This window comes from Ottowia sp. VDI28, assembly GCF_049532675.1.
In the GTDB taxonomy this organism is placed as follows: domain Bacteria; phylum Pseudomonadota; class Gammaproteobacteria; order Burkholderiales; family Burkholderiaceae_C; genus Ottowia.
Genome location: NZ_CP149820.1, coordinates 3,089,264 through 3,114,773, shown reverse-complemented (window position 1 = coordinate 3,114,773; position 25,510 = coordinate 3,089,264). Strand labels below are relative to the sequence as shown.

The following is a 25,510-nucleotide window of genomic DNA, read 5'->3' as shown; positions in this document are numbered from 1 at the left end:
TGGAACTGTCAGTTCCCTGACTGGCCTCACTTTCGCAGGGAAAAAGACCGCCTCGCTCTTTCTTCAAATAGCTTGCTTACAGGCAGCTAAAGGTGCGAATCCGTGATTGAGCGGCCCCACGCCCTCGCCTGTTTTCACGCCAGCGCCCGCAAGCAAGGCCTGGTGCACGTAGGTTCGAGCGGCTTCGACGGCCTGGATCAGGGGCATGCCGAGTGCCATGTGCGATGCAATGGCCGAGGAAAGCGTGCAGCCGGCGCCGTGGAGATTTCGCGTCTGAATTCTCGTGGCGCGCATATCGTGCAATAGCGGCTCGCCCTCTTCTCCTGCCACGGCAAGCAGATCGTGCACTTCGTCGCCTGGCAGATGTCCGCCCTTGAGCAGCACGGCCCGTGCGCCAAGACCGAGCAGCGCTCGGGCGGCAGGCACCATGTCGACCATGCTCCCGATAGGCTTGCCGAGCAGCAGCGCGGCTTCGTCGGCATTGGGTGTGACGATGTCGCAGCGCGTGAAAAGCTCGCGCACCAAGGCGTCCACGGCCGGTTGCTCTATCAGTTGCGCACCGGTGGCAGACACCATGACCGGATCCAGCACGATGCGGGACAAGCCGTGGCGATCAATCGCCTCGGCCACAACGCGCACGATCTCCGCGCTGTGGAGCATGCCGATCTTGACCGCCTGCGCACCGATATCGCCCACCACGGCATCGATCTGCGCCGTCAGGAATTCAGCCGGCGCCGTATGGATCGCCGTGACGCCCCGTGTGTTTTGGGCCGTCAGGGCCGTGATGGCGCTCATGCCGTAGCAGCCCAGCGCGGCCATGGTCTTCAGATCTGCCTGAATGCCCGCGCCGCCGCCCGAGTCCGAACCGGCAATAGTGAGTACCCGGATGTATTGCAAGGAAGCACCCCCTGAGTCGCCTTCGGCGCCTTCCCCCTCTCTTCGGAGGGGGACAACGCCAGTGGCCGGCGCAGGTCCGGCCACAGCATTCCGCGCATGGCCTGCTTCGCGGCCTTTCGGCTCTTTCATTTCACGACCGTGCGTAGTGTTCATTGTTCGAGGGAGGGATGCGGCATCGAAGGTACCGGTAGCGGAGACGCCGCGCGCCCTTGGGTCAGCGCCTTCTGCCAAGCGGGGATCGTGGCGGCCGGCTCATCGCCCAGGCCACGCACCACGCATACGCCGCTGGCGCCGCTTTGCGCGGCCTGCGCCAACTGGCCATGCTCCAGAATGCCGCCGATGGCCACCACCGGGACACCAGCCATATGCACCCACCAGGCCAGGTTGTCCAGGCCTTGCGCGTACCAGGGCATGGCCTTGGTGAGGGTCGGCCACACAGGGCCGCAAGCCACGTAAACGGGATTTATTCCACGGGCGCGGGCCAGCTCCCAGAGGCTGTGGCTGCTGATGCCCACCCGCAAGCCGGTAGCGGCCAGGGCGGCGCGGCCGGTTTCACTCAGCGCCAGCAAGTCTTCCTGCCCGAGATGCACAGCCTGCGCGCCGAGTTCATGCGCCAGTTGCCAATGGTCGTTGACGATCAGCAGGGCATCCGCCGCACGGCAAATCGCGACGGACTGTGCAATCGCCTCTCGCAATGCCATCCGCCACGCGGCATCAGGCACTGGCGGCGTCTTGATGCGCAACTGCACCGTTTTCACGCCCGCGGCCACCACTTTGGCCACGCGGTCGGATGTGTCGACGATGGCATACAGATCGAGCGCGGAATCGGCGCCGGGGAGCGGTGCTGCCGCAAACCCAATGCCCTCCCCCAGCTCATCCTGGGCATGAGCGAGGGCTCCGTCGCAAATCCGGCTCTGGCTGCTACAGGCCCTGCGCCTTGCCCGGCCGGATAGCCATGGCGCAGCGCATAGGCGGTCGCCATCTTGGCCAGCACCAAGGCATCAGCGGTCACGAAGCCCAATGCCAGCGCAGCCGCAGCGCTGGTGGCGAAGGTGCAGCCGGTGCCGTGGGTATGAGGTGTATCGATGCGTGGGAGGGCCAACCAGCCGTTGGCATGAGGGGTTTCGATCCAGTCGAGCGAATCGCCCTGATGGGAAGTGCTGTCGCCGCAGGTGATGGCAATGGCTTCGGGGCCGGCGGCCCTCAAGATGCGGGCGAGCTCTGGGATAGATGGGCTGGTTGGGGTGGTGGCGCTGCAGGCCCTCACCCCGGCCCTCTCCCCTGAGGGGAGAGGGGGCAAGTCCGCCGCAGTTGAAGCCTGTGTGCCATCGGTATGACTCCCTCTCCCCTCGGGGGAGAGGGCTGGGGTGAGGGCCTGCGGCGTATCCTCTTTCACCGAAGCCAACCTGCGCGCCTCGTTTTCGTTGGGCGTAATCAGCGTCGCGCGGGGCAACAACCATTCACGGTAGGCGTTCAACACTGCCTCACTCGCGAACGATGCCCCCGTGGTGGACCCCAGCACCGGATCAATCACCAGCGCCACAGGCCCGCGCCCGCGCAGCCGATCCACCCAACGCGCCACGGCCATGACGTTCTCGGCGCTGCCCAGCATGCCGGTCTTGATGACGGCGGGCGGCATGTCGCCGGCGAGTGCGGCCAACTGGGCCTCCAGCACCTCGGGCGGTACGGGATCGACGCGCGCCACCCCCACCGAGTTTTGCGCCGTAATGGCCGCTACCACGGGGCACAGATGAACTCCGAAGGCCGCCGCCGCGCGCTGGTCGGCGGACAAGCCCGCGCCGCCGCCGCTGTCATTGCCGGCGATGCTCCAGACGATGGGAACCGTTGATTGAATCCCAGGCACGTCAATTCCCGATCAGAAACGGATTGCCTGCCACCGGCGTGGTCGCCACGGCGAAATCCTGCCGTGCCATCACACCAGCCAGATAGGCCGTGCGCCCAGCGGCGATCGCCTGGCCGAAAGCGGCCGCCATGCGCGGCGGATCGCTGGCCTGGCTGACGGCGGAGTTGAGCAGCACGGCGTCAAAACCCATTTCCATGGCTTGCGCGGCATGGCTGGGTGCGCCGATACCGGCATCGACGATCAGCACCACGCCCGGCAGGCGCTCGCGCAGTGTGCGCAGCGCAAATGGGTTGAGAAGGCCTTGCCCCGATCCGATAGGCGCTCCCCAGGGCATCAACAGCGAGCAACCGGCATCCAGCAGGCGCTTGGCCGTGACCAGATCGTCGGTGCAGTAGGGAAACACGGTGAAACCGTCCTTGGACAACTGGCGCGCCGCCTCCACGAGCTCCAGCGGATCAGGCTGCAACGTGTATTCGTCTCCCACCACCTCGAGCTTGACCCAGGGCGTGTCGTACAGCTCGCGCGCCATGTGGGCTAGTTGAATGGCTTCGCGAGCCGTGGTGCAACCGGCGGTATTAGGCAGCAGGCGTGCGCCGTGCTGTGCCATGGCCGCGCGGATCATTTCCACGAAGCCGTTGTCTCCCGCCGCCGCCAATTGGCGCTTGAGGCCCACGGTGATGATCTGGGAGCCAGACGCCGCGATGGCCTCACCCAGCACTTTGGGCGAAGGGTATCCGGCGGTGCCCAGCAAGAAGCGGCTGGTGAGAGTGATATCGCCTACCGCCCAGCGGTCGGATTGAAGCATGGTCAGTTTCCTTTAAAAGCGCGGTTCAGCCGCCCACTTCAGCCACCCACGATAGGCTGGAACAGCAGGACAGCATCGCCCTCGGCGAGTACCCGGCCGCGGGCCGTGCGGGCGACAAACGCACCGTTGACGGCCGTGCTGACCGCCTTTTCCTCATGGCCGAGCGCCTGCACCAGTTGGGCCAGCGTGCTGCCTTGGGCCACTTTGCGGGGCTGGCCGTCGAGGTGAATGGTCACGGCCGGCGTGTGCTCCGCGGACGTGTCAGGAATCAAGATATCTTTCATTGCCTTACGGCCTCAGTACTCAGTATGTAGCGTCGAGCGCCAGGCCCGTCTTGCGCGCGCCATCGGCGGCGAACGCTTTCTCGACGAGCGCCGGCGCCAGCAGCCAGCCGTGCCGAAACAGGCCATTGATGACCAGGCGGCGCCCCGTCCATTCGATAAACGGGTTATTGTCGGGCATCGCAGGGCGTAAATTGACATCCAGCTTGAGAATGCGCGCTTCGGCCAGCGCAGGCACCACGCTGTGGGCCGCCGCCATGAGCTCCGTGGCGCTGCGCAAGCTGACCGGTGAGCGGTCTTCGCTTTCGATCTCGCTGGCGCCCACCAGCACGTCGCGCGCCGAGCGCGGAACGATATAGACACGATGGCGTGGGTGCAGCAGGCGCACGGGGCGCCTTAGGCCATGATCGGGGCAATCCAGCCAGACGACTTCGCCGCGCACGCCGCGTATGGCGCCCGCGCCATCCTGGTGCTGAGCAGAAGCTGCCTTGGCACCGGTCCCTCGCACGTCGATCACCAGATCAAAAGCCAGCACTTTTCCGTCTTGCAGGCGCAGCGACCCGCCGCCCTCGCCCGCTTCCACCGCCAGCACACGCTGGCCCCAATGCCAATCCGCACTGCTGGCGGCTGCCTGCATGGCCGTCATGGCCGCGACGGTGTCGATGAAACCCTCACCCGGCAACAGCCAGGCATGCGCGGGGCCTTGCACGGAAGGCTCCAGCTCATGCAACGCGGTCATGTCGAGCGGCTGTACGTGCTCGGCCGGGCTGGCTGACCGCCACTCCTGCGTGGAGGTAGCCGCTTGCATGCGATCCAGCACGCGCCTGGCGGCCCCCAGATCCGGGCGATGCGCCACCAGAAGACTGCCTTGCACCTGTACCAGTTCAGGTCGCCCCAGCGCCGCCGCGATCTGCTGCCACAAAGTCAGCGAACGCCAGCCGAGCGCCGCCACGGCCGGTTCGGCATTGTCCAGCTCCGCCAAGGGGCTGAGCATGCCGGCGGCCGTGAAGCCGGCCGCCGTGGGAATATAGGGCTCCCCTGCCTGGCTGCGCGGCACCGGCGCCGGGCTGGCGGCGGACTCGAACACCGACACGCGATGCCCGGCCCGAGTCAACTGCCAGGCCAGCAAGCGGCCCAACAAGCCCCCGCCAGCGATACCAATGTGCATTGCTTCAGTCATTCAAAACCAGCGATCACGCCTTATGGATGGGTACGTAAAACTCGCCGCCCCGAGCCTGGAATTCGGCTGATTTCTCATCCATGCCGGCCTTGAGCGCGTCCTGCTCGCTCAAACCCTTGGCGGCGGCGAATTCTCGCACTTCCTGCGTGATCTTCATGGAACAGAACTTGGGACCGCACATCGAGCAGAAATGAGCCTCCTTGGAGGAATCCTTGGGCAGTGTCTCGTCGTGATAGTCCTTGGCGGTGTCGGGATCGAGGCTCAGGTTGAACTGATCATGCCAGCGGAATTCGAAACGCGCCTTGCTGAGGGCGTCATCGCGGGCGCGCGAGCCCGGGTGGCCCTTGGCCACGTCGGCCGCATGTGCGGCGATCTTGTAGGCAATGATGCCCTGCTTCACATCGTCCCGGTCAGGCAGGCCCAGATGCTCCTTGGGCGTCACGTAGCACAGCATGGCAGTGCCCATCCAGCCGATCATGGCAGCACCGATGGCGCTGGCGATGTGGTCGTAGCCCGGCGCGATATCGATGGTCAGCGGGCCCAAGGTGTAGAAAGGCGCTTCGTGGCAGTGTTTGAGCTGCTCGGTCATGTTGGCCTGGATCATGTGCATGGGCACATGGCCAGGGCCTTCGATCATGGTCTGCACGTCGTGCTTCCAGGCGATCTGCGTCAGCTCACCCAGCGTGCGCAGCTCGGCGAACTGGGCCTCGTCGTTGGCGTCGGCCCCGCTGCCTGGGCGAAGGCCATCCCCCAGGCTGAAAGAGACATCGTAGGCTTTCATGATGTCGCAGATATCCTCGAAATGGGTATAGAGGAAGCTCTCCTTGTGGTGCGCGATGCACCACTTGGCCATGATCGAGCCGCCACGGCTGACGATGCCGGTCATGCGGTTGGCCGTGAGATGAATGAAAGGCAGGCGCAGGCCCGCATGGATGGTGAAGTAATCCACGCCCTGCTCCGCCTGCTCGATGAGCGTGTCGCGGAAGATTTCCCAGGTCAGGTCTTCCGCCACGCCGCCCACTTTCTCCAGCGCCTGGTAGATGGGCACGGTGCCGATAGGCACCGGTGAATTGCGCACGATCCAATCGCGCGTGGTGTGAATGTTCTTGCCGGTGGAAAGATCCATCACCGTGTCACCACCCCAGCGGATGGACCACACCAGCTTCTCGACCTCTTCCTCGATGCTGCTGGTCACCGCGCTGTTGCCGATGTTGGCATTGATCTTGACCAGGAAATTCCGGCCGATGGCCATGGGCTCGAGTTCCGCATGGTTGATATTGGCCGGGATGATGGCGCGGCCCCGCGCCACCTCGTCGCGCACGAATTCGGGGGTGATGATCTTCGGGATGGCCGCACCCAGGCTGTCGCCCGCGAGGCGCGCTTCGCGCCCGGCGTTGCGCAGGTATTCGGCCATCCATTCGCGGCGGCCGTTCTCGCGCACCGCCACATACTCCATTTCGGGCGTCACGATGCCTTTCCTGGCGTAGTGCATCTGGGTCACGTTGGCGCCGCTCCTGGCGCGGCGCGGTTGGCGCTGCAGGCCTGCGGCTTCCTGGCGCAGTTGGGCGATGCGCTCGGCATCACGGTCTTCATGCTTGCCGCCGTCGTCCAGCGCCACGCGCTCACGGCCAGTGTAGGCCTCGGTATCGCCACGCTCGGCAATCCAGCCTTCGCGGGCGGCCGTGGGCAAGCCGCGCCGCACGTCTATCACGGCTTGCGGGTCCGTGTAGGGGCCAGAAGTGTCGTAGAGCGACACCACCTCGCCATTGGTCAGCCGCACATCCCGTACGGGCACGCGGATGTCCGCTCGGGAGCCTTCAATGAAGGATTTGCTGGAAGCTGGAAATGGCTCTCGGGTGAGCGTGAGCAGTTGCTGGAATTTGTCGGGTGCGTTCATCGAAGGTCTCCTGCGGGATTGAAGAGCACTCCGGTGTTCGCCCCCCAGCGGCCAGCCTCGCGGCCGCCATGACTGGCGCCTCTGTTGGCAACGCTATTGGTAATGGGCAATGATGCATCTCGTCCTTACGCCGGTATTAACCGGATCAAGTTCGGCGGGTTCGGTATCTACCATCTCAGCCAGCAGCCCCAAACGAGCAGCCGGCACCCCGGAGTGCACTCATGATAACGCGAATGGAGAATGAGCGGGCTCTGTCTGTCTGCAGCCCCCGCAAACGCCGTAGCGCCAACCCGCCCAGCCCGGCTGCCAATAGCAGCAGTGCCCACATCTGGAGGCTGGGGACCGCCGCAGGAAGAACGGGATCCACGGGCGGCGGCGGCACGCCGGGGCCGATAAACCGACCCTGAGCCACAGGACTGGGCACCAAAGCGTTGGCCTGCTGCAACGCGGACACACAGTGGCTCTTGCATGCCGCGCCGCCGCGCAACCCTGTCGCTCGTGCCTTGGGCACGCGCGCTTCGGGTGCCAGCCGGCATGTACGCAGCCAGGGTGCGCAACACCGCGCTGACCGCATGGCGCTGCTGCGCATCGTCAACTGCATCGGAATGATGGAGTGAGGAGCAAGAAATGAAGAACGAGTTGCAACACCCGTTGCCGGACGCCACTGCTCTGCGCCGCCAACTGGATGAGCGCACGGCCCATCTGAACATGGCGGCGGCCACGTGCGCCAGCGGGCCAGCGGTGACTTCCGCGCCTTGCTGGCAGTGCATGAAGCAGGCCATGGTCTGGTCTATGCGCTGCTGTTTCAGCGCGCACCGCTGGAAATCAAGATCAATGTGGTTTCCTTCGAGGGAGGCTACAACAGCTACGCCGAGCGCAAAGCCTGGTCACGCCGCAACATGCTCGATGACATCGGTGTCGTGCTGGCTGGCCGAGCGGCAGAACTGCTGGTCTTCGGAGAAGCCCTGTGCAGCAGCGGCGCCGAGGCCGATCTGCGCAGCGCTATACGACAGGCGGCGCGCTTCGTTCGCCACCTGGGTTTCGCCGGTCGGCTGGCGCGCACGGACGTGGCGCATGAGCCAAACGAGCACCTCAATACCGATGTGCACGCCACCAATGCGCCCATCGAGGCACTGCTGGCAGAGCAGATGGCCCGGGTCTCCACCTTGCTGGCCCGGCACCGGGATCAGCTGCTGAGCATGGTCGATGAGCTGCTGGCCCAAGGCTCCATTCCTCCGGAACGCTTCGCAGCCCTGTTGGGGCTGCCCCTGGCACAAGAGGGTGACTTGCTGGACGGCTATGCGGCGCAGTTGGCGGCATTTCGAATCAACGAACCGCGCCGCACGTCGATCACTGCTTGCGGATCGGTGCAGGGGCCGGAGGTGTCATAGAGCGACACCACCTCGCCGCTGATCAACCACACGTCTCGCACCGGTATGAGGCTACCTGCGCGCGCCATTCCGCCTATACGATGAGACTGACAAGCTCGGCAGAGCGCCTGTTTTCAAGATCGAGGATGGCCGCGATCGCGTCTTCCACCGACGCTGCCGCGATGGGACGGCTCGCGCTGGCGGCGCAATCACGGAACTTGTCCGCAAGCTGCGCATCGCTGAGCGGCCGTTCAGGCGAGCCCAACGGCGCTGTCGCCTCCATCGTCGCGCTTCGGCCGCTTTCAGTGCGAATGGTGATTTGCAGTTTGTTGTGCGGCCAGGAGGGGTCGACCTCCGCAGCGATGCGCGCCGCAAGATCCAGCACGGTGGTGTCTTCAAATCCAGCGACGTCCCTGATGCCAACCTGCCCCTTCAAGAGGGCCACGGCAATGAGGTAGAGCGGCGAGAACTGCGCCTCGACGATTTGTGTGGGGCGGCTCTTGCCGGCGGCGAATTGCTCCTGCCAACGGCCTGCCCCGGTCCTTACGGTGACGGCGGCGGGCTTGTCGTGATCCAGGCCGAGTTCACGGCGCAGCGCGAGGGCGGCATCCAGCGCGCCGTGAAACGGACGGCCGCAGGCATGGGGCTTGAAACTCAACTCATCACCGCGAAAAGCCGTACCGAGTTGGTCCGTCAGCGCGCCCACCTCGCAGCCGCCCGGTTGGTAGAGCTCAAAGAAACCGTACTGTCCGGTAAAAATGTCGTGAGCACCGGTAAAGCCAGTCTGCGCCAGGATCGCCGATTGAACCCCGGCTGCCGCAGCCTGGCCTGATTGCAAGCGCTTGGTCAGCGCGCCATCCAGGATGCTTTGCCGATTGCCAGCCGCCTGGCTGTAGGCGATGCCGAGGGCATTCAGCGTCTGGCCTTCATCTAATCCAAGAAGTTTTGCAGCGGCGACCGTGGCGCCGAATACGCCCATGACCGCGGTGCGGTGCCAGCCGCGATCCACTGTCGAAGCCAAGGCGACGCGGCAGGCGACATCGAGTCCGAGCGCGTGGGCAAGGACAAGATCGCGCCCCGTCGCCGCGGGGTTCAAATCCGCCGCCGCAAGCGCGGCCGAAAGCACCGGGGCCCCAGGATGGATCGAGCCGCCATGGTCGAGCGTGTCGTCAAAGTCAAGCGCATGGGCCATGCTGCCGTGCAACAGGGCTGCCTGGGGGGCTGGCAGGCGCCGGTCGAGGAGGACGACACGGCTTTCTTCCGCGCCGCCCCAGCGCAAGGCCAGGGCTTTCAGCTCCGGGATACCAGGTTGTCCCGTGCCGCCAAGCAGGCAGCCAAAGGTATCCAGCATGTCGCGTTTGGTAGCGAGGACCGTGTGGGGAGGAAGGTCGACGAAGCGCGTGCGCTGGACATGCGCGGCCAGGGTTGCGGCGGGATCACTGCTCATGGGGAAAGATCCTACCCGATCGAATCATCTCCGTCCTGGCGGTAACCCCCCATCACTCTCGCCTGCGGATCAGCGCGCGGCATCCCACCACGGCTGCGGATCAAACCCCAGACCAGGCGTGCTGGGCACGGCCATGTAGCCATCCACGATAGGCGGCGGCTCGCATACGTTTTCCGCATAGAAGCGCGCCGTGCCAATGCCGGCGGCCGCCATCGGTGCCGGTGTCAGCGCCGTGCAGTGGATGCCCAGGTAAAGGCCCAGCGAGGTTTCCAGGCTCGAAGTGACCGTGCACGCAATGCCGTGCTGCACGGCGGCGCGCACCACTTCCAGCAGACGGTCCGGCCCGCCTACACGCTGCGCCTTGAGAATGAAAACATCAGCCGCTTTTTGAATGGCGGCCAGTTCCACATCGCGCACGGTGCGGATGCTGTCGTCCAGGGCAATGGGTACTTTGGTCTCGCGGCGCAATTGCCCGTAGACCGAAAGAGGTGTGCCGCGCGGGAGAGGCTCTTCGCAATACTCGATGGTGAATTTTTCCATGGCCCGAAGCTGCTCGCCAGCCCATTCGACGGGCCAGCTTTCGTTCGGATCCAAGCGGATCTTGATGTGGGGCTCTGCCTCGCGAATGGCCTGGATGCGCGCCAGATCCAACTCCCGTTCAGAAGTGCACTTGACCTTGACGGTGTCCTGCCCCCGCGCGGCGGCGTCGCGGGCACGCTGGGCGCACATCTCGGGCTCCGCGTCGCCGATCAGATCGTTGACGGGCACCCGCTTGGGGACGCTGCGCTCATCGCCCAGCAGATAGCCTGCGAGCGTCTGGCCGGCCTGCGCCGCCCGAAGCGTCAGAACCGCGGTGGAGATGCCGCAGCGAATGCGTGCCGGGCATTCGCGCAGGGAAAGCTCACTCAGAAAATCAGGTGCCAAGGGGTCCAGCCCGGCCATCAGCGCGCGGATCTCGTCGGCAAACGCCTCGGGCGGATAGTCCACATGCGGCGGCAGCGCCGCTTCACCCCAGCCCACCAGGCCGTCTGGCGCCTGCAGCCTGAGGATAGCCCCCATGCGATGGTGCTGGGTGCCCTTGGACCATCGGTAAGGGGTCTGGAGCGCGAGGCGGTAGGGTTTGACTTCAATGACGGTCTTGCTTGTCATGCTGCTGTCCTGTTCAAGATGATTCGGTGGCCAGAGGCATCAGGCGCTCGGCCGGGAAGTCGAGTACCACGGGCTCTTCAGTTCGGAACGCCGTGGTAGGGGGCGCGAGCACATTGATGCGCCGGCCTCCCGCCAGCTCCACCACCAACTGCTGCTGCCGCCCCGAAAATATGGCGCTGATCAGTTTGCCGCTCCAGCGGTTGGCGCCCGGTGAGTAGCCGGACTGCGTGGCCACGATCGCCTCTGGCCGGATGGCCACATGGGTAATGCCCCCCGCCGCCTGCTGGAGCTCCAGCGGCCCGTGAGGTGTGCGCACCTCTCGCCCATCGGCGCCCGACACGTCGAAGACTTCAGCCGCACCCAGGAAAGTCGCTCCGAAGCGCGTACGGGGCCGCAGATACAGCTCCTGCGGAGCGCCCTCCTCCACGATCCGCCCTGCGCTCATCAGTGCGATGCGGTCGGACAACATGAGCGCCTCTTCCTGATCGTGCGTGACATACAGCGCTGTCAGGCCCACGGTTTTGATGAGCTCCCGCAACTCAAGCCGCATCTGCTCGCGCAGCTTGGCATCGAGGTTGGAAAGCGGCTCATCGAGCAGCATGACGCTGGCACGGCGCACCAGGGCACGCGCGATAGCCACCCGCTGCTGCTGGCCGCCGGAGAGCTGTGTCGCGCTGCGTTCGGCCAAGGCACCCAGGCCGACCATGCGCAATGCTTCCTCCACCCGGGCACGGACCTGATCGCGCGGCGTACGGGCAATCTCCAACGGGAACGCGACGTTCTGCTGCACGCTCATGTGCGGCCAGATCGCATAAGACTGAAACACCATGGAAATGTCCCGCGCATGCGTCGGCGTCTGCTGCCCGCGCGCACCATCGAACACCATGTTCTGGCCGATGCGGATCGAGCCCGCGGAAGGCGTTTCCAACCCCGCGACGCTGCGCAAGGTAGACGTCTTGCCGCAGCCGCTGGGGCCGAGCAGAGTCACGAATTCACCCGGCGCCAACGCCAGCGACACCCCGCACACCGAGGGCTGCGATGCCCCCGGGTAGGTCAACCACAAATCCTTGCACTCGATCATTTTCCTGTCTCCTCCCGGCGCGCGGCAAGACGCTGCCAGATCACCGTGATGACCGTCATCGCCAGCACGAGCCATACCCCCACCGCGGCGGCCTTGCCTGGCTCACCACCCGACCAGTAACTCCATAGCTGCACGGCCACCGTGGCATTGCCATCGCCCTGCAACAGCAAGGCCGTGGAAAGCTCCCGCATCACATGCGCCACCACCCACACCCAGGCGCCCGCGAGGCCTGGCAGCAGCAGAGGCAGCACAATGCGCCGCAGCGTGGTACCCGTGGACGCTCCGCAGGTCCGCGCAGCCTCTTCGAGCTCGGGATGCACCTGGATCAGCGAAGCGGAGGCCGCTCGGGAGGCAAACGAGAGATACACCGTGATGTAGGCGATGACCAGAATCCATGCTGTGCCATACACCTGCAGGAAAGCCAGTGTCAGGTACACATAGACCAGCGCCATACCGATCATCGTGCCCGGTATGGCGAGCGGCATGAAGGCCAGTGTGTCGATCACACCGCGTGTACGCTCGGCCAGCGCGCGGTTGCGCAATACGGTCCAGGCCACGAGCAGCGCGAGCCCCGTCACGAGCGTGGCACTGAGCAAGGACACCCAGGTAGAAGTCCACGCCGCCGCCCCTACGCGGCTGTTGGTGAATACGGCTCGATGCTGAGAAAGCGTGAGCTGCTCGAGCATTTCCCGGCTCACGGGCGCCAGATAAGGAGTGAGGCTGGTCCAGATCAGGATCGCCAGCGGCAGCACCACGGCCAGCGCAAAGTAGACCGCCACGAACAGGATCGCCAACGGCTTGAGGGAGCCGAGCTTCAGCTCCCGTGGCCGAAAGCCCTTGCCCGTCACGGTAATAAAGCGGTTGGCTTGGCGCGTAAGCCTTCTGTAGCCCCAGGCCAGCGCCAGCAACAGGATCAGAAAACTCACCGCGATAGCCGCGATCTGCCCATAGGCCGATGTGCCGCCGGATTGATCGGTCGCCAGATAGACGATGCGCGAAGACACGACGAACAGGCCCACCGGCATGCCCAGGGTGCCCGGCACGTCGAACACGAGAAAACCCACGATCAGCAAATAGGCTGCCGCCGCCAGAATCGCAGGGGACAAAAGCGGAATGAAAATGCGCCAGATCATCTGGGGCCAGCGCGCGCCGCTGGTCATGGCCGCCTCTTCAAGCGATGGATCCATGTTGCGGAAAGCGCTGCACAGGATCAGGTACACGGAAGGCACCAGCGCCAGTGTCTCGACGAAGATCATGCCGCCCATGGAATAGATGTTGAACGGCGCCGATTCGAGGCCCAAAACCTCCATGAACATTCTGTTGAGCACGCCGGTGCGAGAACTGGCCAGCAGCGCCCACCCCATGGCCAGCAAGAATGGCGGCAGCACCATGGGCAGCGCGATCATGACGCGCGCCGCGCCCTTCATGGGCAGATCGGTACGTTCCACGATCCACGCGAGCAAGCCACCCACGAAAAGCGCGCACACGGTGCACCCCACGGCAAAGATGGCCGTCTGCCAGACCAGCTTGTAAAAGCCCGGATCGCCATAGACGATGCGGTATTGCTCGAAGCTGAAGCCAGGGTCATAGGGCAGGCCCGTCGGCTTGAAGCTTGCCACCAGCAACAGACCCAGCGGCACCACGACCATGTATGCCAGCAGCGCAAGCAAGGCCCATCCTGGCAGGCGCCCCATGAAGCCCGCCCGCATGCCCGGCTTGGACATGGGCGGTGAGAAAGCAGTCCCTTCCACGGCGCTCATCGTGCCGATCCAACCGCCTCAAGCATTTTGTTGTAGTACTCGTTGAGCGCGCCCAGTTCATCCGCTTTCTCGGGCGGCCACTCCGAAGTTTTCTTGCCCGCAATGAATTGCGCGGTCTTGGTTTTGGCGGCCTGCGGATTGCCCCGGCCTGTGGCGTTCTCGTAGGCCAAAGCCCCTTCATCGGTGGACAACCATGCCATGAGCAGCTTCGCGCCCTCCGGATTGCGCGCATTCTTGCTGACGCCCGAGTAGATGATGTGCATGGGCACGATGTCGAGAGCGCGCATCTTGATCGGCGCACCGGCATTCATCGGCGGCAGCGTCGAGTGATAGAAGCCGATGCCCATATCGACCTCACCAGAGCCCACGGCCTGCGCCAGAGGGAAGGTGGATTTGAAGAGCATGGGCTTGAGCTTGATGAAGCGCTCCAGAGAGCGCTTCGCGGAATCAGGCCCCTCGGTGGCAGCCAACTGCGCGAACGCGGCAGCGCGCACCCACGAGCCCACCCGGTTCGTCCACTTCGGATTGAGCACATCCTCCCAGGTCTTGGGCGATTCCGCGTCGCTCACTTTGCGTGAATTCCACAACGCCACATAGACCGAGGCGGTAGTGGCCACCATTTCCGGGTTAGGGGTGTAAGCCTTGGGCACCCCCAGTTGCGCCCAATTCACGGCCTCCATGTAACCGCGCCCCTTGAGCTGGCTGATATGGTCGGCCCCGCCCGTCAGCAGATCGCCGGTATAGCCCCTGGCCTGCATTTCCTGCACGCCACGCACGGCCAACTCATTGCCGCCCACCAGGCGCGTATGGCGCACCTTGACGGACGGGTACTTGCGGTGAAACGCCGCCAGCACCTTGTCGATCTGCTCGGAGGGCGAGCTTTCATACCAGGTGACGGTGGGCTTGCCCTCGGCGGTCTTGGCGAGTTCCGCAAGGCTCTGGGCGTGCGCGGACACCAGAGGTGCGAGCGCGAATGCCAAGCCGAAAGTGGCGGCAATGAGTTTTTTCATGAGTGTCTCCTTCAATCTTCAGTGCAATGCTGCTTGCTCAATGTTCTGGCCCGTAAGAGCGGCTTCAGCCGCGAACGATGGTCTTTCGCGGCTGAAGCCGCTCCTACAGGGAAAAATGGGCCTGCGCGGCTCTCAGGAGCCGCAGCAAGACCCGCCTGATGCCGGTGCCGGATCAGATGCCACGCTTTCCTCGCCGCAGCAGTTACCCGGCAGCACCGGCGCGCTCACACCGCTGTGCTCGCAGCAACCGCCCTTCCACCATTTGGCGCCCTCGCCGGAGCAGTATTTGTCGTCGGCGCCCACCATGCGCATGAACATGGGGTGGTAGTTGCGGCAAACTTCCAGCTCGGTCTTGACCCAATGCAGCGGGTCTTTAGCGTAGTGGTCCCAGTAGTTGCCCTGCATGTTGATGCCAGGCACCGCGGGATTCCAGCTTTCGTCGAGCCACAGTTCCGGATCGCCGTATTTGGCGCAGAGCTTGCGGATCGCCGGATCATCGAGCGCCATCAGGCGGCCGTTTTCGATGATGTTCTCATTGTCTCCCGAGCGTTCGGTGTGGTAGGTGGGGAAATACAAGTGCAGGTGCCAGTGGCCCACCAGATGCCCCATGCGGGCGGCCTCGCGCTCGGCCATCGATGAAATGATGGTGCCAAAACCCATGTGGATCACGCCGGAGCGCACGCGCTCGTAGAGGCAGTTCACGAAGCCCGAGGGAAAGTCCTTGCGCGGGCGGTGAACGTGCGGGTTGGTGCCGATCGAGGCTTCCCACCAGTGCATGATCCCCTTGCCCGGGAAGGTCGGGTATTGCAGATCCTTGGTGCGCTCCATCACGTCGCGCAGCTTGTCGCCGAACTCGCCGCCGGCGTGGATCTTGGTGATGCGCGAGTTCTCGACCTCCAGCTTGGTCCAGTCGCATGGCGCGATGTGGTTGGTGGTGCCGGCGATCACTCCGCAGCCATCTTCCTTGAAAGGATGGAACATCCACGGCCTGCCCGTGATGTGCCCCGGCAGATAGGTCTTGCCGAAATGCTCGTTGCCGCGCCAGGTGGCTGCCGTGAGCTCCGGGTTGTAGAACTCGCGCTTCGAATCCCAGTACTCGTCATGGTTGGTGAACGAGAGATCCGTGCCCTCCGGATCGGTGATGCGCACGCGGCGAGCGGAGCGGATGCGGTCCCACACCCAGCGGTCCATGGCGTTGATCACCTCGATCGGCATCGCGTGCGCAGGAGAAGCCAGGATTTCCGGCGTGATGAAAGGCATGCGCTGGATCTTGATGAAGCGCTCGGCCAGCACCGGGCCACCGTAGCCCATGAGGATCTTGTCGTATTTCTGTTTCTTTTCCTCTTCTTCCCACATGTCCATCCACTCGGCGAGCTCCTTGGTGCGGAAGAGGTAGTAATCGACTTCGTCGGAGCCCACCCACTGCGGGATCGGGCCGCGATCGATCTTCTGGATCTCGTATTTGACTTTGTATTTTTCGAGAATCTTCTGGCAGGCTTGAATGGTCAGCTCGCTGTGCCAGTTGTCCACGCGCAGCAGCACGCGCTCGCCTTCCTTCAGATCCCAGCAGGCGTTCAGACCGTGGTTGTAGGGGCGGCGAGCCACATGCTCCAGGTACGGCAGCAACTGATCGGAATTGGTCACTTCCACAAAAGGCGGGCAGCGTGGCGGACGCGAGCCCACCAGCGGAGGCGTGCCGTGAACAGGCAACCCTTCGGGAATCGAAGACAAGCCCGCGGCAGCAGTGGATGAAGTTTTTTCAGCATGAGAGCTCCTTACAGAACCAATGAAACTAATGAATGGGCGAAGAATGCGGCGCCGCATGGCGCGGGGCGGAAAAACTGGAAGAAACGCCGTGAGCGATCCGCATGAATACGGCACAGGCGCCCAGCATGGACAAGCTCCAGGCCGCTGCATGCAATGCGGAAGGCCAGGCCGACGGCAACAACGACACCACGAAACCGCCCGCCATGCAGGCCAGGGGCATGGCCGCAACCATGGCCAGCAAGCCAAAGAACAAACGGCGCAGCCACGCACCGAGGCCGGAAGAAGAAACGGCGGCGGAGTGCCCCAGCACACAGGCGATCACCATCCAGGCACTGCTCCAGGGAAAGGCTTCTACATGTTGCCAATCCATAGCGCTCATGGCTGTCTCCAGCAGCGGACCGGAGGCGCAGCGGGACAGGAACAGCAAGGCTTGGTCGCGGGTGGCATCCAACGTGGCCGCCAGCACCGCGCTCACCCACCACAGCACACGCATCCCTGCTCCCCTGATGCCTGATTTCTAGTCAACCTGTGCGCCTGAGCGCCGAACGGCATCGCCCCAGCGCTTGAGTTCTGCACGCATGAAGGCAGAAAGCGCTTCTGGGGTTCCCGGTGCGGCTTCAGCGCCGCGTTCTTGCAGTTGCCGGCGCAATTCAGGGTCCGCGAGCGCCTTCTGCACCGCCGCATTCAAGCGCGCCACCACGGGCGCTGGTGTGCCGGCCGGTGCGACCAGCGCATCCCAGGCGCTGACGTCGAACCCGGCAACGCCGGATTCCGCAATCGTGGGCAACTCCGGCAAAGAGGCCACACGGTTCGCGGTGCTCACGGCCAGTCCGCGCACGCGGCCACTTTTGAGCTGCGGCGCAGCGTTGGGCATGACCTCGATCATCATGTCCACTTGACCGGCGAGAAGGTCATTCATGGCCGGCGCACCGCCGCGGTAAGGCACATGCACCATGTCCAGTTGGGCGGACGATTTCAGGATCTCGCCAGCCAGATGAGATGTAGTGCCGTTGCCGGCCGAAGCGAAAGTCATTTTCCCCGGTTCGCTGCGGATGAGCTTGAGCAGCTCGGGCATGGTCTTGGCCGGAAGCGCGCTGCGCACCACCACCACGGCCGCGATGCGGCTGAGCTGGCTCACCGGCGCGAAATCCTTCAGAGGATCAAAGCCGGAGTTCTTGTAGAGCGTGTGGTTGATGGCGAACGTGCCATTGGTGCCATAGAGGAGCGTATAGCCATCGGCCGCTGCGCGGGTAGCCGCCTGTGAGCCGATATTGCCACCCGCGCCCGCCAGATTTTCGAACACGAAGGGCTGCCCCAACTCCTGCGATACCCGGCTCAGCATCAACCGGGCGAGCGTATCGCCGCCACCTCCAGCCGGAAACGGAACAATGACTTTCACCGGCTTGGCCGGATAAGCCTCCGCCGCCATGGCCGTGCCGCCCAACAGGACCAGACTGGCCGCGGCCAGCCCCAGAAGAGTTCGCCGGCCGGCAGACCGGGCGCGCGGAGAAAAGGTGCTCATGGCTATTCCTTGGAAAGAATGGCGGCGAGTATTGCATGCAATTTCACCTTTGTCATGGAAAATTTAGCTAGTATTTACCACGATTGCATGCAATCAAGGCTGGAATTAGTGTCTACCCAGAGCAGTTACCATGCACCGACATGCCTCATGTATCCGTATCCCGCCCTCTCCGACATGACGTCGCCTCGCCATGAGTTCATTGATCGAAAGTGTTGCGGCCGAACTTCGGCGCCTGGTGTTGGCTGGCGAACTAGCCCCGGACGAACGGGTCGTGGAACTGGATCTGGCCGCGCGCCTGAACGTTTCACGAACGCCGTTGCGCCTTGCCTTCACTGAGCTCGAGCGCGAAGGCCTGTTCGAGCGCCTGCCCAAACGCGGTTTCCGCGTGCGCCGTGTCACGTTGGAGGAAGTCGCGCAAGCCATTGACGTGCGCGGCACCTTGGAGGGCCTGGCGGCGCGCACGGCGGCTGAATCGGGCATTTCCGAGGCGTTGCTGCGAGAGTTGCGCGCCTGCGTCACAGAAGGCCGCACCCTGGTCGATGCGGCCTCCGCGGGACACTCTCTCCATTCGGAGAATTGGGTCGCGATGAACATCCGCTTTCATCGCGCCCTGGTTCTATCGGCCAACAACCCAGTGCTGGCCGCCACACTGGCTCACGTGGCCAAGACACCGCTGGCCGCGCCGGGGGCAGTAGCGCTTGGCGGTATGCAGCCTGCGCTGGAGCTTGCGTTTCTCACGCGTGCGCAGGCCGATCACGAGGACATTCTCAATGCCATCGAGGCACGCGAAGGCGCGCGCGCCGAGGCGTTGTTGCGCGAGCATGCCCGCCGCAGCCGTGACAACAAGCGCCTGCTCATTCAAGCTGGCGTCGAATTTCCAGATGGCGGAGCGGCTGTGGTGGCCGCTGAGCGGGCCAAGGCCACGGGGCCGAAGAAAGCCCTGAGTGCCACCAAATGGGAGGGGGGATGGGGTAGGAAAGAGGGAAAGGTATCCGCGAAGGAACGAGGGCGGCACCCAATGAAGCAGCGAATGGATCAAGCGCCGTGAAAACCCTCACCGGATGGCCGGCCCCCCAACCCTCTCCCAGAGGGAGAGGGAGTAAAACCACGGGAAGGCGGGAATGACGGAGAGGGTGGGCCGCCAGCGTGAGCCCGCTCAGGGCACCAACACTTCCAAGCCGCCCATGTACGGCTGCAGCGCCTTCGGCAGCGTGATGGAGCCGTCGGCATTCTGGCCATTCTCGAGCAACGCCACCAGCGCGCGCCCTACCGCCAGGCCGGAGCCGTTCAGGGTATGCACCAACTCGTTCTTGCCCTGCGCGTTCTTGAAGCGCGCCTGCATGCGCCGGGCCTGGAAAGCCTCGCAGTTGCTGACCGACGAGATTTCCCGGTAGGTGTTCTGCGCCGGCACCCACACCTCAAGGTCATAGGTCTTGGTGGCGCCAAAACCCATGTCGCCGGTGGAGAGCAGCACCACGCGGTAGGGCAATTCCAGCTTCTGCAGCACGGCTTCGGCGTGGCCAACCATCTGCTCGAGGGCTTCGTAGCTCTTCTCCGGGTGGGTGACCTGCACCATCTCGACCTTGTCGAACTGGTGCTGGCGGATCATGCCGCGTGTGTCGCGCCCTGCACTGCCGGCCTCGGAGCGGAAGCACGGCGTGTGTGCGGTCAGGCGCACCGGAAGATCGGCCTCGGGAACAATTTCTCCGCGCACCGTGTTGGTGAGGGTGACTTCCGAGGTGGGGATCATGTAGAGCGCTTCACCTTCGCCTTCCTGCCCTCCTTTTTGGCAGCGAACAGATCGGCTTCGAACTTGGGCAGTTGGCCGGTGCCTCGCAGGGTGTCGGCGTTGACGATATAGGGCGTGTAGCACTCGGTATAACCGTGTTCGCCAGTCTGCAGATCCAGCATGAACTGCGCGAGCGCCCGGTGCAGGCGTGCAATGGGGCCGCGCATGAAGGTAAAGCGCGAACCCGCCAGCTTGACGCCGGTATCGAAATCCAGGCCCAGCGGCTCGCCGAGCGCCACATGATCGCGCACCTCGAAATCGAAAGCGCGGGGTGCCAGGCCATGAGGCGCCCAGCGGCGGATCTCGACGTTGGCGGATTCATCTTCACCCACCGGCACGCTTTCGTGCGGCAAATTAGGCACGGCCAGCAGCAGCGCCTGCATGTCGCCCTGCAGAACGTCCAGCCGGGCGGCGGAGGCTTCGAGTTCGTCCTTGATGGCGGCCACCTGGGCCATGGCGTCGTCCGCGCTCTCGCCCTTGGCTTTGCGCTGGCCGATCAGTTTGCTGGCGGCGTTGCGCTGCGCCTGCAACTCCTCGGTGCGGGTCTGCAGAGTCTTGCGCTCGGATTCGAGCGCAGAGAAAGCGGCAACGTCAAGAAAGGGTTGCGGATTCTTGCGGGTGGCCAAGCGTGCCACCACGCCGTCCAGGTCTTTGCGAAGGAGAAGCGGATCGAGCATGGGTGAATTGTAGAGGGCGCCTGCCTCAAGCTCCCGCACGCGCGTTTTAATAGAGGACACGCCCTAAGCCAGCAAGGTACGAGCCATGCCCAGGGCGCACGCGGGTCCCTCCCACACCGGCACGCCGGTCCTGGCCCGCAACAAGGGGCCGCAGCCGCAAAGAACTGCGCCCGCCAGCACGACGGAATGGGCGCCGCGAGCCACCAGCGCCTGCACGCCATCATCCAGCCGTTGGATCAGACCGGGGCTGAACTGCGCAGACCCGGCATTGAAGGCTTCTGGACAATCCGGCGCGGCCACCCCCACGAACCGGTCCTGAAGGCCCAGCAGGCGGATGTGCGCCTGAAAAGACGCCGCCATGCCGGAACCGATCGTCAACAAGCCGAACTTCGGCCCCGCCAGGCTTGCGGCCAGGCAAGCGGCTTCCGTCATGCCTATCACCGGTTGCGGGTACCGGGCGGCACGCGTCTCGTGCAGGCCGCAGTCCAATGAGATGCCGAGGATGATGGCGTCATAGCCCCTGCCGTGGCGGGCTGCGAGCGTTTGGACTTCAAGCGCCGCGGCGGCCAGTTGATCCGCAGAGGTCACCGCATCAGGCCCCGTGGCAGAGGTGACCGTATCCAGCACTTCGCCCGCGCGCAACAGGCTGCGCGCAGGCGCGGCCACACGCTCGGTAATCCATGCGGAACGGTTGGGGTTCAGCAGCAACAAACGCATGCGCTCAGCCTTTCAGAATGCGCTCGAGATCGACGGCCTCTTCGGCGTCGTGAAGCACAAGGCTGCCCTCGATGTGCGTGAGATGCTCGAGCATCAGCTTGTGGGCCAACGCCACGTTCCTGTTTTTGATCGCGTCGACCAGGGTTTCATGCTCGTCTTCGCGGCAGCTCTCCGCGGTCGGCGCGTTGTACAGCGAGATGATGAGGCAAGTGACCGCGCAGAGTTCGCGCATGGTGCGCAGCATTTGGGCGTTCCCCGCAAGCTCTGCCACCAGGCAATGAAACTCGCCCGAAAGCCGGATCATCGCGCGGGCATCCGCCGCGCGGCGCGCCTCCACCTCTTTTGCCAGATGCTGCCGAAGCTGCTTGAGCTTGGCGGGCGTGAGCTCCCCGATCAGGCGGCTGACAACAGCCGGTTCGATCACGCGGCGCGCTTCGAACACATCGCGGGCCTGCTCGGGCGAGGGACAGGCCACGAACGCGCCGCGCTGCGGGAAGATGTCCACGAGCTGCTCGTTGTGCAGCCTGGCGAGCACCTGCCGCACCCGGGCGCGGCTGACGCTGAATATCTCCGCGAGCCGGTCTTCCCCCAGTTTGGTGCCGGGAGGCAGGCGATGCTCCAGTATGGCGCTTTGCAGCCGCGTATGGATCTCATCCGTGCTGGCCGCCGCCGGCCGTGCTTGCGTCAAAGTGTCACGCCCATTCATAGAGGCTTCCCCATCCTTGAACATCCGCCGGATCAGCCCCGGCGGCTCGCATCATGCCCCAAACCGTGGTGCTCACGGTGTCGAGCAAAGGTATGCCCCAAGTCTGCTCCGCCCGCTCAGCCAGGTGGGCGGCGCGCAGATTCGTGCAGTAGGTCACGATGGCCTCGGGGGCCGCCCTGCGCACTTCATCCATGCGCAGCCACAGCAATTCGGGCGAAACGCCGGCGAAGTCGTGATTGACGCTGATACCCTCATGCGTGTGCGCCACCACTTCGATGCCGGCTTGCTGGTAGTTCGCGACGATGCGCTGCTGGACATCCGCGGTGTAGGGCGAGACGATGCCCAGCTTGCGGATCTGGCGCAGCGCCATCAACTCATTGAGCGCGAGCACCGCCGTGGTGGCCACGATGCCCGTGCGCTCCTGAATCCGCTGCACCAGCAACTCGTCCTTGTCGAACCCCAGCCAGCCGGCCGCGGTGCCGCTCCAACCAATGACATCGACCTTCGCGTCGGCCAGGAGCTCTGCCGCGGCCAGGATGTTCCCGTCGTCGAACTGGCCCAGCGCGCCTGGCGAGAGCGCGATCTCGGTGACCTTGAAACGCGAGAAATGCGCACTGAGCCCCGGTGCCGTGGCCACGATGGCGCAGGTCAGCGGCTCCAGCGCGGTGTTCGATGACGGGGTCAGAACGCCCAAGCGTATAGGTTTCGGCGCGGGCTTTTTCATGAGTTCCAGTTCGGGTTCAGCTTTCATGTTGCAGCTCGTGTAGACAAAGAGATGTTGAAGTTGTCTACATCGCTCAAGCATTAAAGATGCCAGCGATCAGGAGACACTTGAGAAGGTGCCTGTGCAAGAAAGTTGGCATAGCTCTTGCAAGGTGTCCGCTCATGTACACAAGCATCCACTGGACGACGCCTCCATCTATTGTTGACATCAACGTAGACACTTTTTCAGTGCAAGCGCGCACCGAAGAAGCAGGGAGCGCACCATGAACGCGCTTTTCGATCTGGTTGTCAGAAATGCCCGCGTGGCAACGGCCAGCGACTGCTTCGATGCCGATATTGGGATCGTGGGTGGGCGCATCACCCAATTGGGCAAGCAATTGCCCGCCGGCCAGCGCGAAATCGACGCGCTGGGCCGTGTGGTCACACCCGGGGGCGTGGATGCGCATTGCCACCTGGATGAAATCACCTCCGGCCCGGTGCGCATGGCCGATGATTTCGACACCGGCAGCCGCGCGGCGGCCTGCGGCGGGACGACCACCATGATTCCGTTTGCAGCGCAGCTACGCGGCCATTCGCTCGCCGAAGCGGTCAACGCCTATCGGGCGCGCGCGGCCCACAAAGCCCATGTGGACTATGCCTTCCACCTGATCGTGACCGATCCGACTCCGGATGTGTTGAGCCACGAGCTGCCAGCGCTGATCGCGGAGGGTTTCACGTCGTTCAAGATTTACATGACCTACGACGACATGAAACTCGGCGATGGCCAGATCCTGGATGTATTGTCGGTCGCCCGGCAACACGGCGCCTTGGCCATGCTGCACGCGGAAAACGCCGACTGCATCCAATGGCTCACGCGCCGCCTGCTGGACGCGGGCCAGACCGCGCCGAGGTTTCATGCCCAATCGCGCCCGATGCTGGTGGAGCGTGAGGCCACGCACCGCGCCATCGCGCTGGCCGAGTTGGTAGACACGCCGATCCTCATCGTGCATGTCTCTGGGCGCGAGGCTATCGAGCAGATCCGCTGGGCGCGCGCGCTGGGCCTGAAGGTATTCGCCGAAACATGCCCTCAGTACCTCTTCCTCACCGCTGAGGACCTGGGCCTTGACGACAGCTACCACGGCGCGCGCTGCGTGTGCAGCCCTCCCCCTCGCGATCGCGCCAATCAGGAAGTCGTCTGGAACGGCCTTGCCGACGGATTGTTCTCGGTGTTTTCCTCCGACCATGCCCCGTTCCGCATGGATGGCATGCAAGGCAAACGCCCTGAAGGCTGCGAAGTGTCGTTCGACCACATTCCCAACGGGATTCCGGGCATTGAAACGCGCATGCCCCTGCTGTATTCCGAAGGGGTGCTCAAGGGCCGCATCACGCTCGAGCGCTTTGTGGAGCTGACTGCTACCGGCCCCGCCAAGGCTTATGGACTGCATCCGCGCAAGGGCACGATCGCCATTGGCAGTGATGCCGATCTCGTGATCTGGCAGGAAGGCGAGCGCGTGTTGCGCAATGCCGATCTGCACCACAACGTGGACTACACGCCCTACGAAGGCAAGACCCTGCATGCCTGGCCCGCGCTCACGCTCTCCAGAGGTGAGGTGATCTGGGACGGTCAATTCCATGCCCGCCCCGGGCACGGCCAGCTGCTGGCCTGCGGCCGGCCTTCACTGCTTCCCGCCGCGCAAGCGCGTTGCCCCTGATCCTGCCCATTCACCTTCGCTCATTCGCCCTCGTCCTCCTCTTCATCACCCCAAAAAGGAAATCCGCCATGTTCCGTTCCGCCCGCCTCCCTCGCCTCACCCGCACGGTACTGACCGCAAGCACCCTCTTCGCCGCGGCGTTCGCGCACGCGCAGACCCCCATCACCTTCAAAGTCATCGGTCAACCCGCCGCGACGGGCCTGGTTCAGAAGAACTACGAAAAGCCTTTCTTCGATGACTTCGCGGCACGCACAGGTCTGAACATCAAGGCCGACTACAAACCGGTCGACCAACTGGGCATCAAGGACACGGAACAGCTGCGCGTGATGAAAGCGGGCTTGTTCGACATCGTCTCGCTGCGCGTGTCGCAGAACTCGCGTGACGAGCCCACGCTGCTAGGTCTCGACCTGGTGGGTGCCGCGCCGGACTACGCGACTGCCCGCAAGGTCTACGACGCCTACCGCGACACCTTGGACAAACGGCTTCAGAAGAGTTTTCAAGTCAAGCTGCTGGGTGCCTGGCCCTTCGGCCCGCAGATTCTCTTCTGCAAGAAACCCGTCGCCTCCCTGGCCGATCTCAAGGGGCTGAAGGTACGCACCTACGATCAGAATCTCTCCAAGTTCATGGAAACAGTAGGCGCCACGCCCGTGCCTCTGGCATTCACCGAAGTGCATCAATCGCTGTCGCTGGGGGTGGTGGACTGCGCCATCACCGGCCCCAGCTCGGCCAACAGCTCCGGCTGGCCTGAAGTGACCACGCACCAATACGCCCTGGGCGTGCAAATGGCGGTCAACGCCTATGCCATTGGCCTCAAGCAATGGAACAAGCTCAAGCCCGAGGAGCAGGCCAAGCTGCAGGCCGCTTTCACCAAGCTCAATGACGACATCTGGGCCTATTCGCAAGAACTCACCGCCGACGCCATGAACTGTAACGCGGGCAAGGAGCCCTGCAAGCTGAACAAGAAATTCAAGCTGGTGGATTCGCCTTTGCAGGAAGCTGACAAGAAGGCTTTGACCGATGCGGTAGCGCGCATCTCTGTGCCGACGTGGGCTGAAATCTGCGACAAGGCCAACAAGACCTGCAGCGCCGACTGGAAAGCGACCGTCGGCAAAGTCATCGGCATTCAATAACCCTATGCCGGGGGTTTTGCCGCCTCCGGCAATTTTTACGGCAGGGC

The 25,510-nt window shown here is 64.1% G+C and carries 23 protein-coding genes, 1 pseudogene and 1 riboswitch; of the genes and pseudogenes, 5 read left to right on the top strand and 19 right to left on the bottom strand.

Annotation, left to right across the window (positions count from 1 at the left end):
* Positions 1–63: 63 nt before the first annotated feature.
* The 7 genes from thiD (WJU18_RS14795) to thiC are packed head-to-tail and all read right to left on the bottom strand — an operon-like array spanning position 64 to position 6,924.
* Positions 64–1,026, bottom strand: a complete 963-nt coding sequence (gene thiD / locus WJU18_RS14795; RefSeq protein WP_423460771.1) for a bifunctional hydroxymethylpyrimidine kinase/phosphomethylpyrimidine kinase — start codon at positions 1,024–1,026, stop codon at positions 64–66.
* Between the two features lie 20 nt (positions 1,027–1,046).
* On the bottom strand, positions 1,047–1,679 hold the full coding sequence (locus WJU18_RS14790; protein ID WP_423460770.1) for a thiamine phosphate synthase: 633 nt from the start codon (positions 1,677–1,679) through the stop codon (positions 1,047–1,049).
* Positions 1,652–2,761, bottom strand: coding sequence for a bifunctional hydroxymethylpyrimidine kinase/phosphomethylpyrimidine kinase (gene thiD / locus WJU18_RS14785; RefSeq protein ID WP_423460769.1), 1,110 nt, complete (start codon positions 2,759–2,761; stop codon positions 1,652–1,654). Before thiD (WJU18_RS14785) ends, WJU18_RS14790 begins: the two co-directional genes overlap by 28 nt.
* A 1-nt stretch (position 2,762) precedes the next feature.
* Positions 2,763–3,566, bottom strand: a complete 804-nt coding sequence (locus tag WJU18_RS14780) for a thiazole synthase (protein ID WP_423460768.1) — start codon at positions 3,564–3,566, stop codon at positions 2,763–2,765.
* A gap of 38 nt (positions 3,567–3,604) precedes the next feature.
* Positions 3,605–3,838 (bottom strand): sulfur carrier protein ThiS, encoded by a 234-nt coding sequence (gene thiS / locus WJU18_RS14775; protein WP_423460767.1) that lies wholly within the window; start codon positions 3,836–3,838, stop codon positions 3,605–3,607.
* 31 nt (positions 3,839–3,869) lie between these two features.
* A complete protein-coding gene (locus tag WJU18_RS14770; RefSeq protein ID WP_423460766.1) occupies positions 3,870–5,015 on the bottom strand; it encodes an FAD-dependent oxidoreductase in 1,146 nt (381 codons plus the stop codon).
* A gap of 25 nt (positions 5,016–5,040) precedes the next feature.
* Positions 5,041–6,924, bottom strand: a complete 1,884-nt coding sequence (gene thiC, locus WJU18_RS14765) for a phosphomethylpyrimidine synthase ThiC (RefSeq protein ID WP_423460765.1) — start codon at positions 6,922–6,924, stop codon at positions 5,041–5,043.
* A 104-nt stretch (positions 6,925–7,028) separates the two neighbouring features.
* Positions 7,029–7,145: riboswitch (TPP riboswitch) on the bottom strand.
* A gap of 210 nt (positions 7,146–7,355) precedes the next feature.
* On the opposite strand from thiC, the gene WJU18_RS14760 reads away from it, so the two are divergent.
* The gene (locus tag WJU18_RS14760) at positions 7,356–7,541 is read left to right on the top strand and encodes a hypothetical protein (RefSeq protein ID WP_423460764.1); all 186 of its coding nucleotides are present in this window, start codon (positions 7,356–7,358) and stop codon (positions 7,539–7,541) included.
* A gap of 105 nt (positions 7,542–7,646) precedes the next feature.
* Positions 7,647–8,315, top strand: a complete 669-nt coding sequence (locus WJU18_RS14755; protein ID WP_423460763.1) for a hypothetical protein — start codon at positions 7,647–7,649, stop codon at positions 8,313–8,315.
* Between the two features lie 73 nt (positions 8,316–8,388).
* Here the strand turns inward: WJU18_RS14755 and WJU18_RS14750 are convergent, their stop codons facing one another.
* From WJU18_RS14750 to WJU18_RS14715, 8 genes are all read right to left on the bottom strand, one after another.
* The gene (locus WJU18_RS14750) at positions 8,389–9,741 is read right to left on the bottom strand and encodes an MmgE/PrpD family protein (protein ID WP_423460762.1); all 1,353 of its coding nucleotides are present in this window, start codon (positions 9,739–9,741) and stop codon (positions 8,389–8,391) included.
* A gap of 69 nt (positions 9,742–9,810) precedes the next feature.
* Positions 9,811–10,890 carry a mandelate racemase/muconate lactonizing enzyme family protein gene (locus WJU18_RS14745; RefSeq protein WP_423460761.1) on the bottom strand — a complete coding sequence of 360 codons (1,080 nt, stop codon included), beginning with the start codon at positions 10,888–10,890 and terminating at the stop codon, positions 9,811–9,813.
* Positions 10,891–10,903: 13 nt separating this feature from the next.
* Entirely contained in the window at positions 10,904–11,971 is a 1,068-nt protein-coding gene (locus WJU18_RS14740; protein ID WP_423460760.1) for an ABC transporter ATP-binding protein, read from the bottom strand.
* Complete coding sequence (locus WJU18_RS14735) at positions 11,968–13,731, bottom strand: ABC transporter permease (RefSeq protein ID WP_423460759.1); 1,764 nt, start codon at positions 13,729–13,731, stop codon at positions 11,968–11,970. The genes WJU18_RS14740 and WJU18_RS14735 overlap by 4 nt, the downstream gene beginning before the upstream one ends.
* Positions 13,728–14,741 (bottom strand): ABC transporter substrate-binding protein, encoded by a 1,014-nt coding sequence (locus WJU18_RS14730; protein ID WP_423460758.1) that lies wholly within the window; start codon positions 14,739–14,741, stop codon positions 13,728–13,730. The genes WJU18_RS14735 and WJU18_RS14730 overlap by 4 nt, the downstream gene beginning before the upstream one ends.
* Before the next feature lie 132 nt (positions 14,742–14,873).
* The gene (locus WJU18_RS14725; RefSeq protein WP_423460757.1) at positions 14,874–16,472 is read right to left on the bottom strand and encodes a hypothetical protein; all 1,599 of its coding nucleotides are present in this window, start codon (positions 16,470–16,472) and stop codon (positions 14,874–14,876) included.
* 61 nt (positions 16,473–16,533) lie between these two features.
* Positions 16,534–17,001, bottom strand: coding sequence for a hypothetical protein (locus tag WJU18_RS14720; protein ID WP_423460756.1), 468 nt, complete (start codon positions 16,999–17,001; stop codon positions 16,534–16,536).
* 24 nt (positions 17,002–17,025) lie between these two features.
* Positions 17,026–18,030, bottom strand: a complete 1,005-nt coding sequence (locus tag WJU18_RS14715; RefSeq protein ID WP_423460755.1) for a Bug family tripartite tricarboxylate transporter substrate binding protein — start codon at positions 18,028–18,030, stop codon at positions 17,026–17,028.
* A gap of 190 nt (positions 18,031–18,220) precedes the next feature.
* Here WJU18_RS14715 and WJU18_RS14710 point away from each other — a divergent pair, with 190 nt between their 5' ends.
* On the top strand, positions 18,221–19,078 hold the full coding sequence (locus WJU18_RS14710; protein ID WP_423460754.1) for a GntR family transcriptional regulator: 858 nt from the start codon (positions 18,221–18,223) through the stop codon (positions 19,076–19,078).
* Positions 19,079–19,186: 108 nt separating this feature from the next.
* Here the strand turns inward: WJU18_RS14710 and serS are convergent.
* The 4 genes and pseudogenes from serS to WJU18_RS14690 all read right to left on the bottom strand — a co-directional run bounded on the left by serS (position 19,187) and on the right by WJU18_RS14690 (position 22,670).
* A pseudogene (gene serS, locus WJU18_RS14705) lies at positions 19,187–20,496 on the bottom strand (serine--tRNA ligase).
* Positions 20,497–20,559: 63 nt separating this feature from the next.
* A complete protein-coding gene (locus tag WJU18_RS14700; protein WP_423460753.1) occupies positions 20,560–21,213 on the bottom strand; it encodes an aspartate/glutamate racemase family protein in 654 nt (217 codons plus the stop codon).
* A gap of 4 nt (positions 21,214–21,217) precedes the next feature.
* Positions 21,218–21,919 (bottom strand): GntR family transcriptional regulator, encoded by a 702-nt coding sequence (locus tag WJU18_RS14695; RefSeq protein WP_423460752.1) that lies wholly within the window; start codon positions 21,917–21,919, stop codon positions 21,218–21,220.
* Entirely contained in the window at positions 21,906–22,670 is a 765-nt protein-coding gene (locus tag WJU18_RS14690) for a maleate cis-trans isomerase family protein (protein ID WP_423460751.1), read from the bottom strand. The genes WJU18_RS14695 and WJU18_RS14690 overlap by 14 nt, the downstream gene beginning before the upstream one ends.
* 235 nt (positions 22,671–22,905) lie before the next feature.
* Here WJU18_RS14690 and hydA point away from each other — a divergent pair, with 235 nt between their 5' ends.
* Positions 22,906–24,333 (top strand): dihydropyrimidinase, encoded by a 1,428-nt coding sequence (hydA, locus tag WJU18_RS14685; RefSeq protein ID WP_423460750.1) that lies wholly within the window; start codon positions 22,906–22,908, stop codon positions 24,331–24,333.
* Positions 24,334–24,401: 68 nt separating this feature from the next.
* A complete protein-coding gene (locus WJU18_RS14680; RefSeq protein WP_423460749.1) occupies positions 24,402–25,463 on the top strand; it encodes a TRAP transporter substrate-binding protein in 1,062 nt (353 codons plus the stop codon).
* The last annotated feature ends 47 nt before the right edge of the window (positions 25,464–25,510 follow it).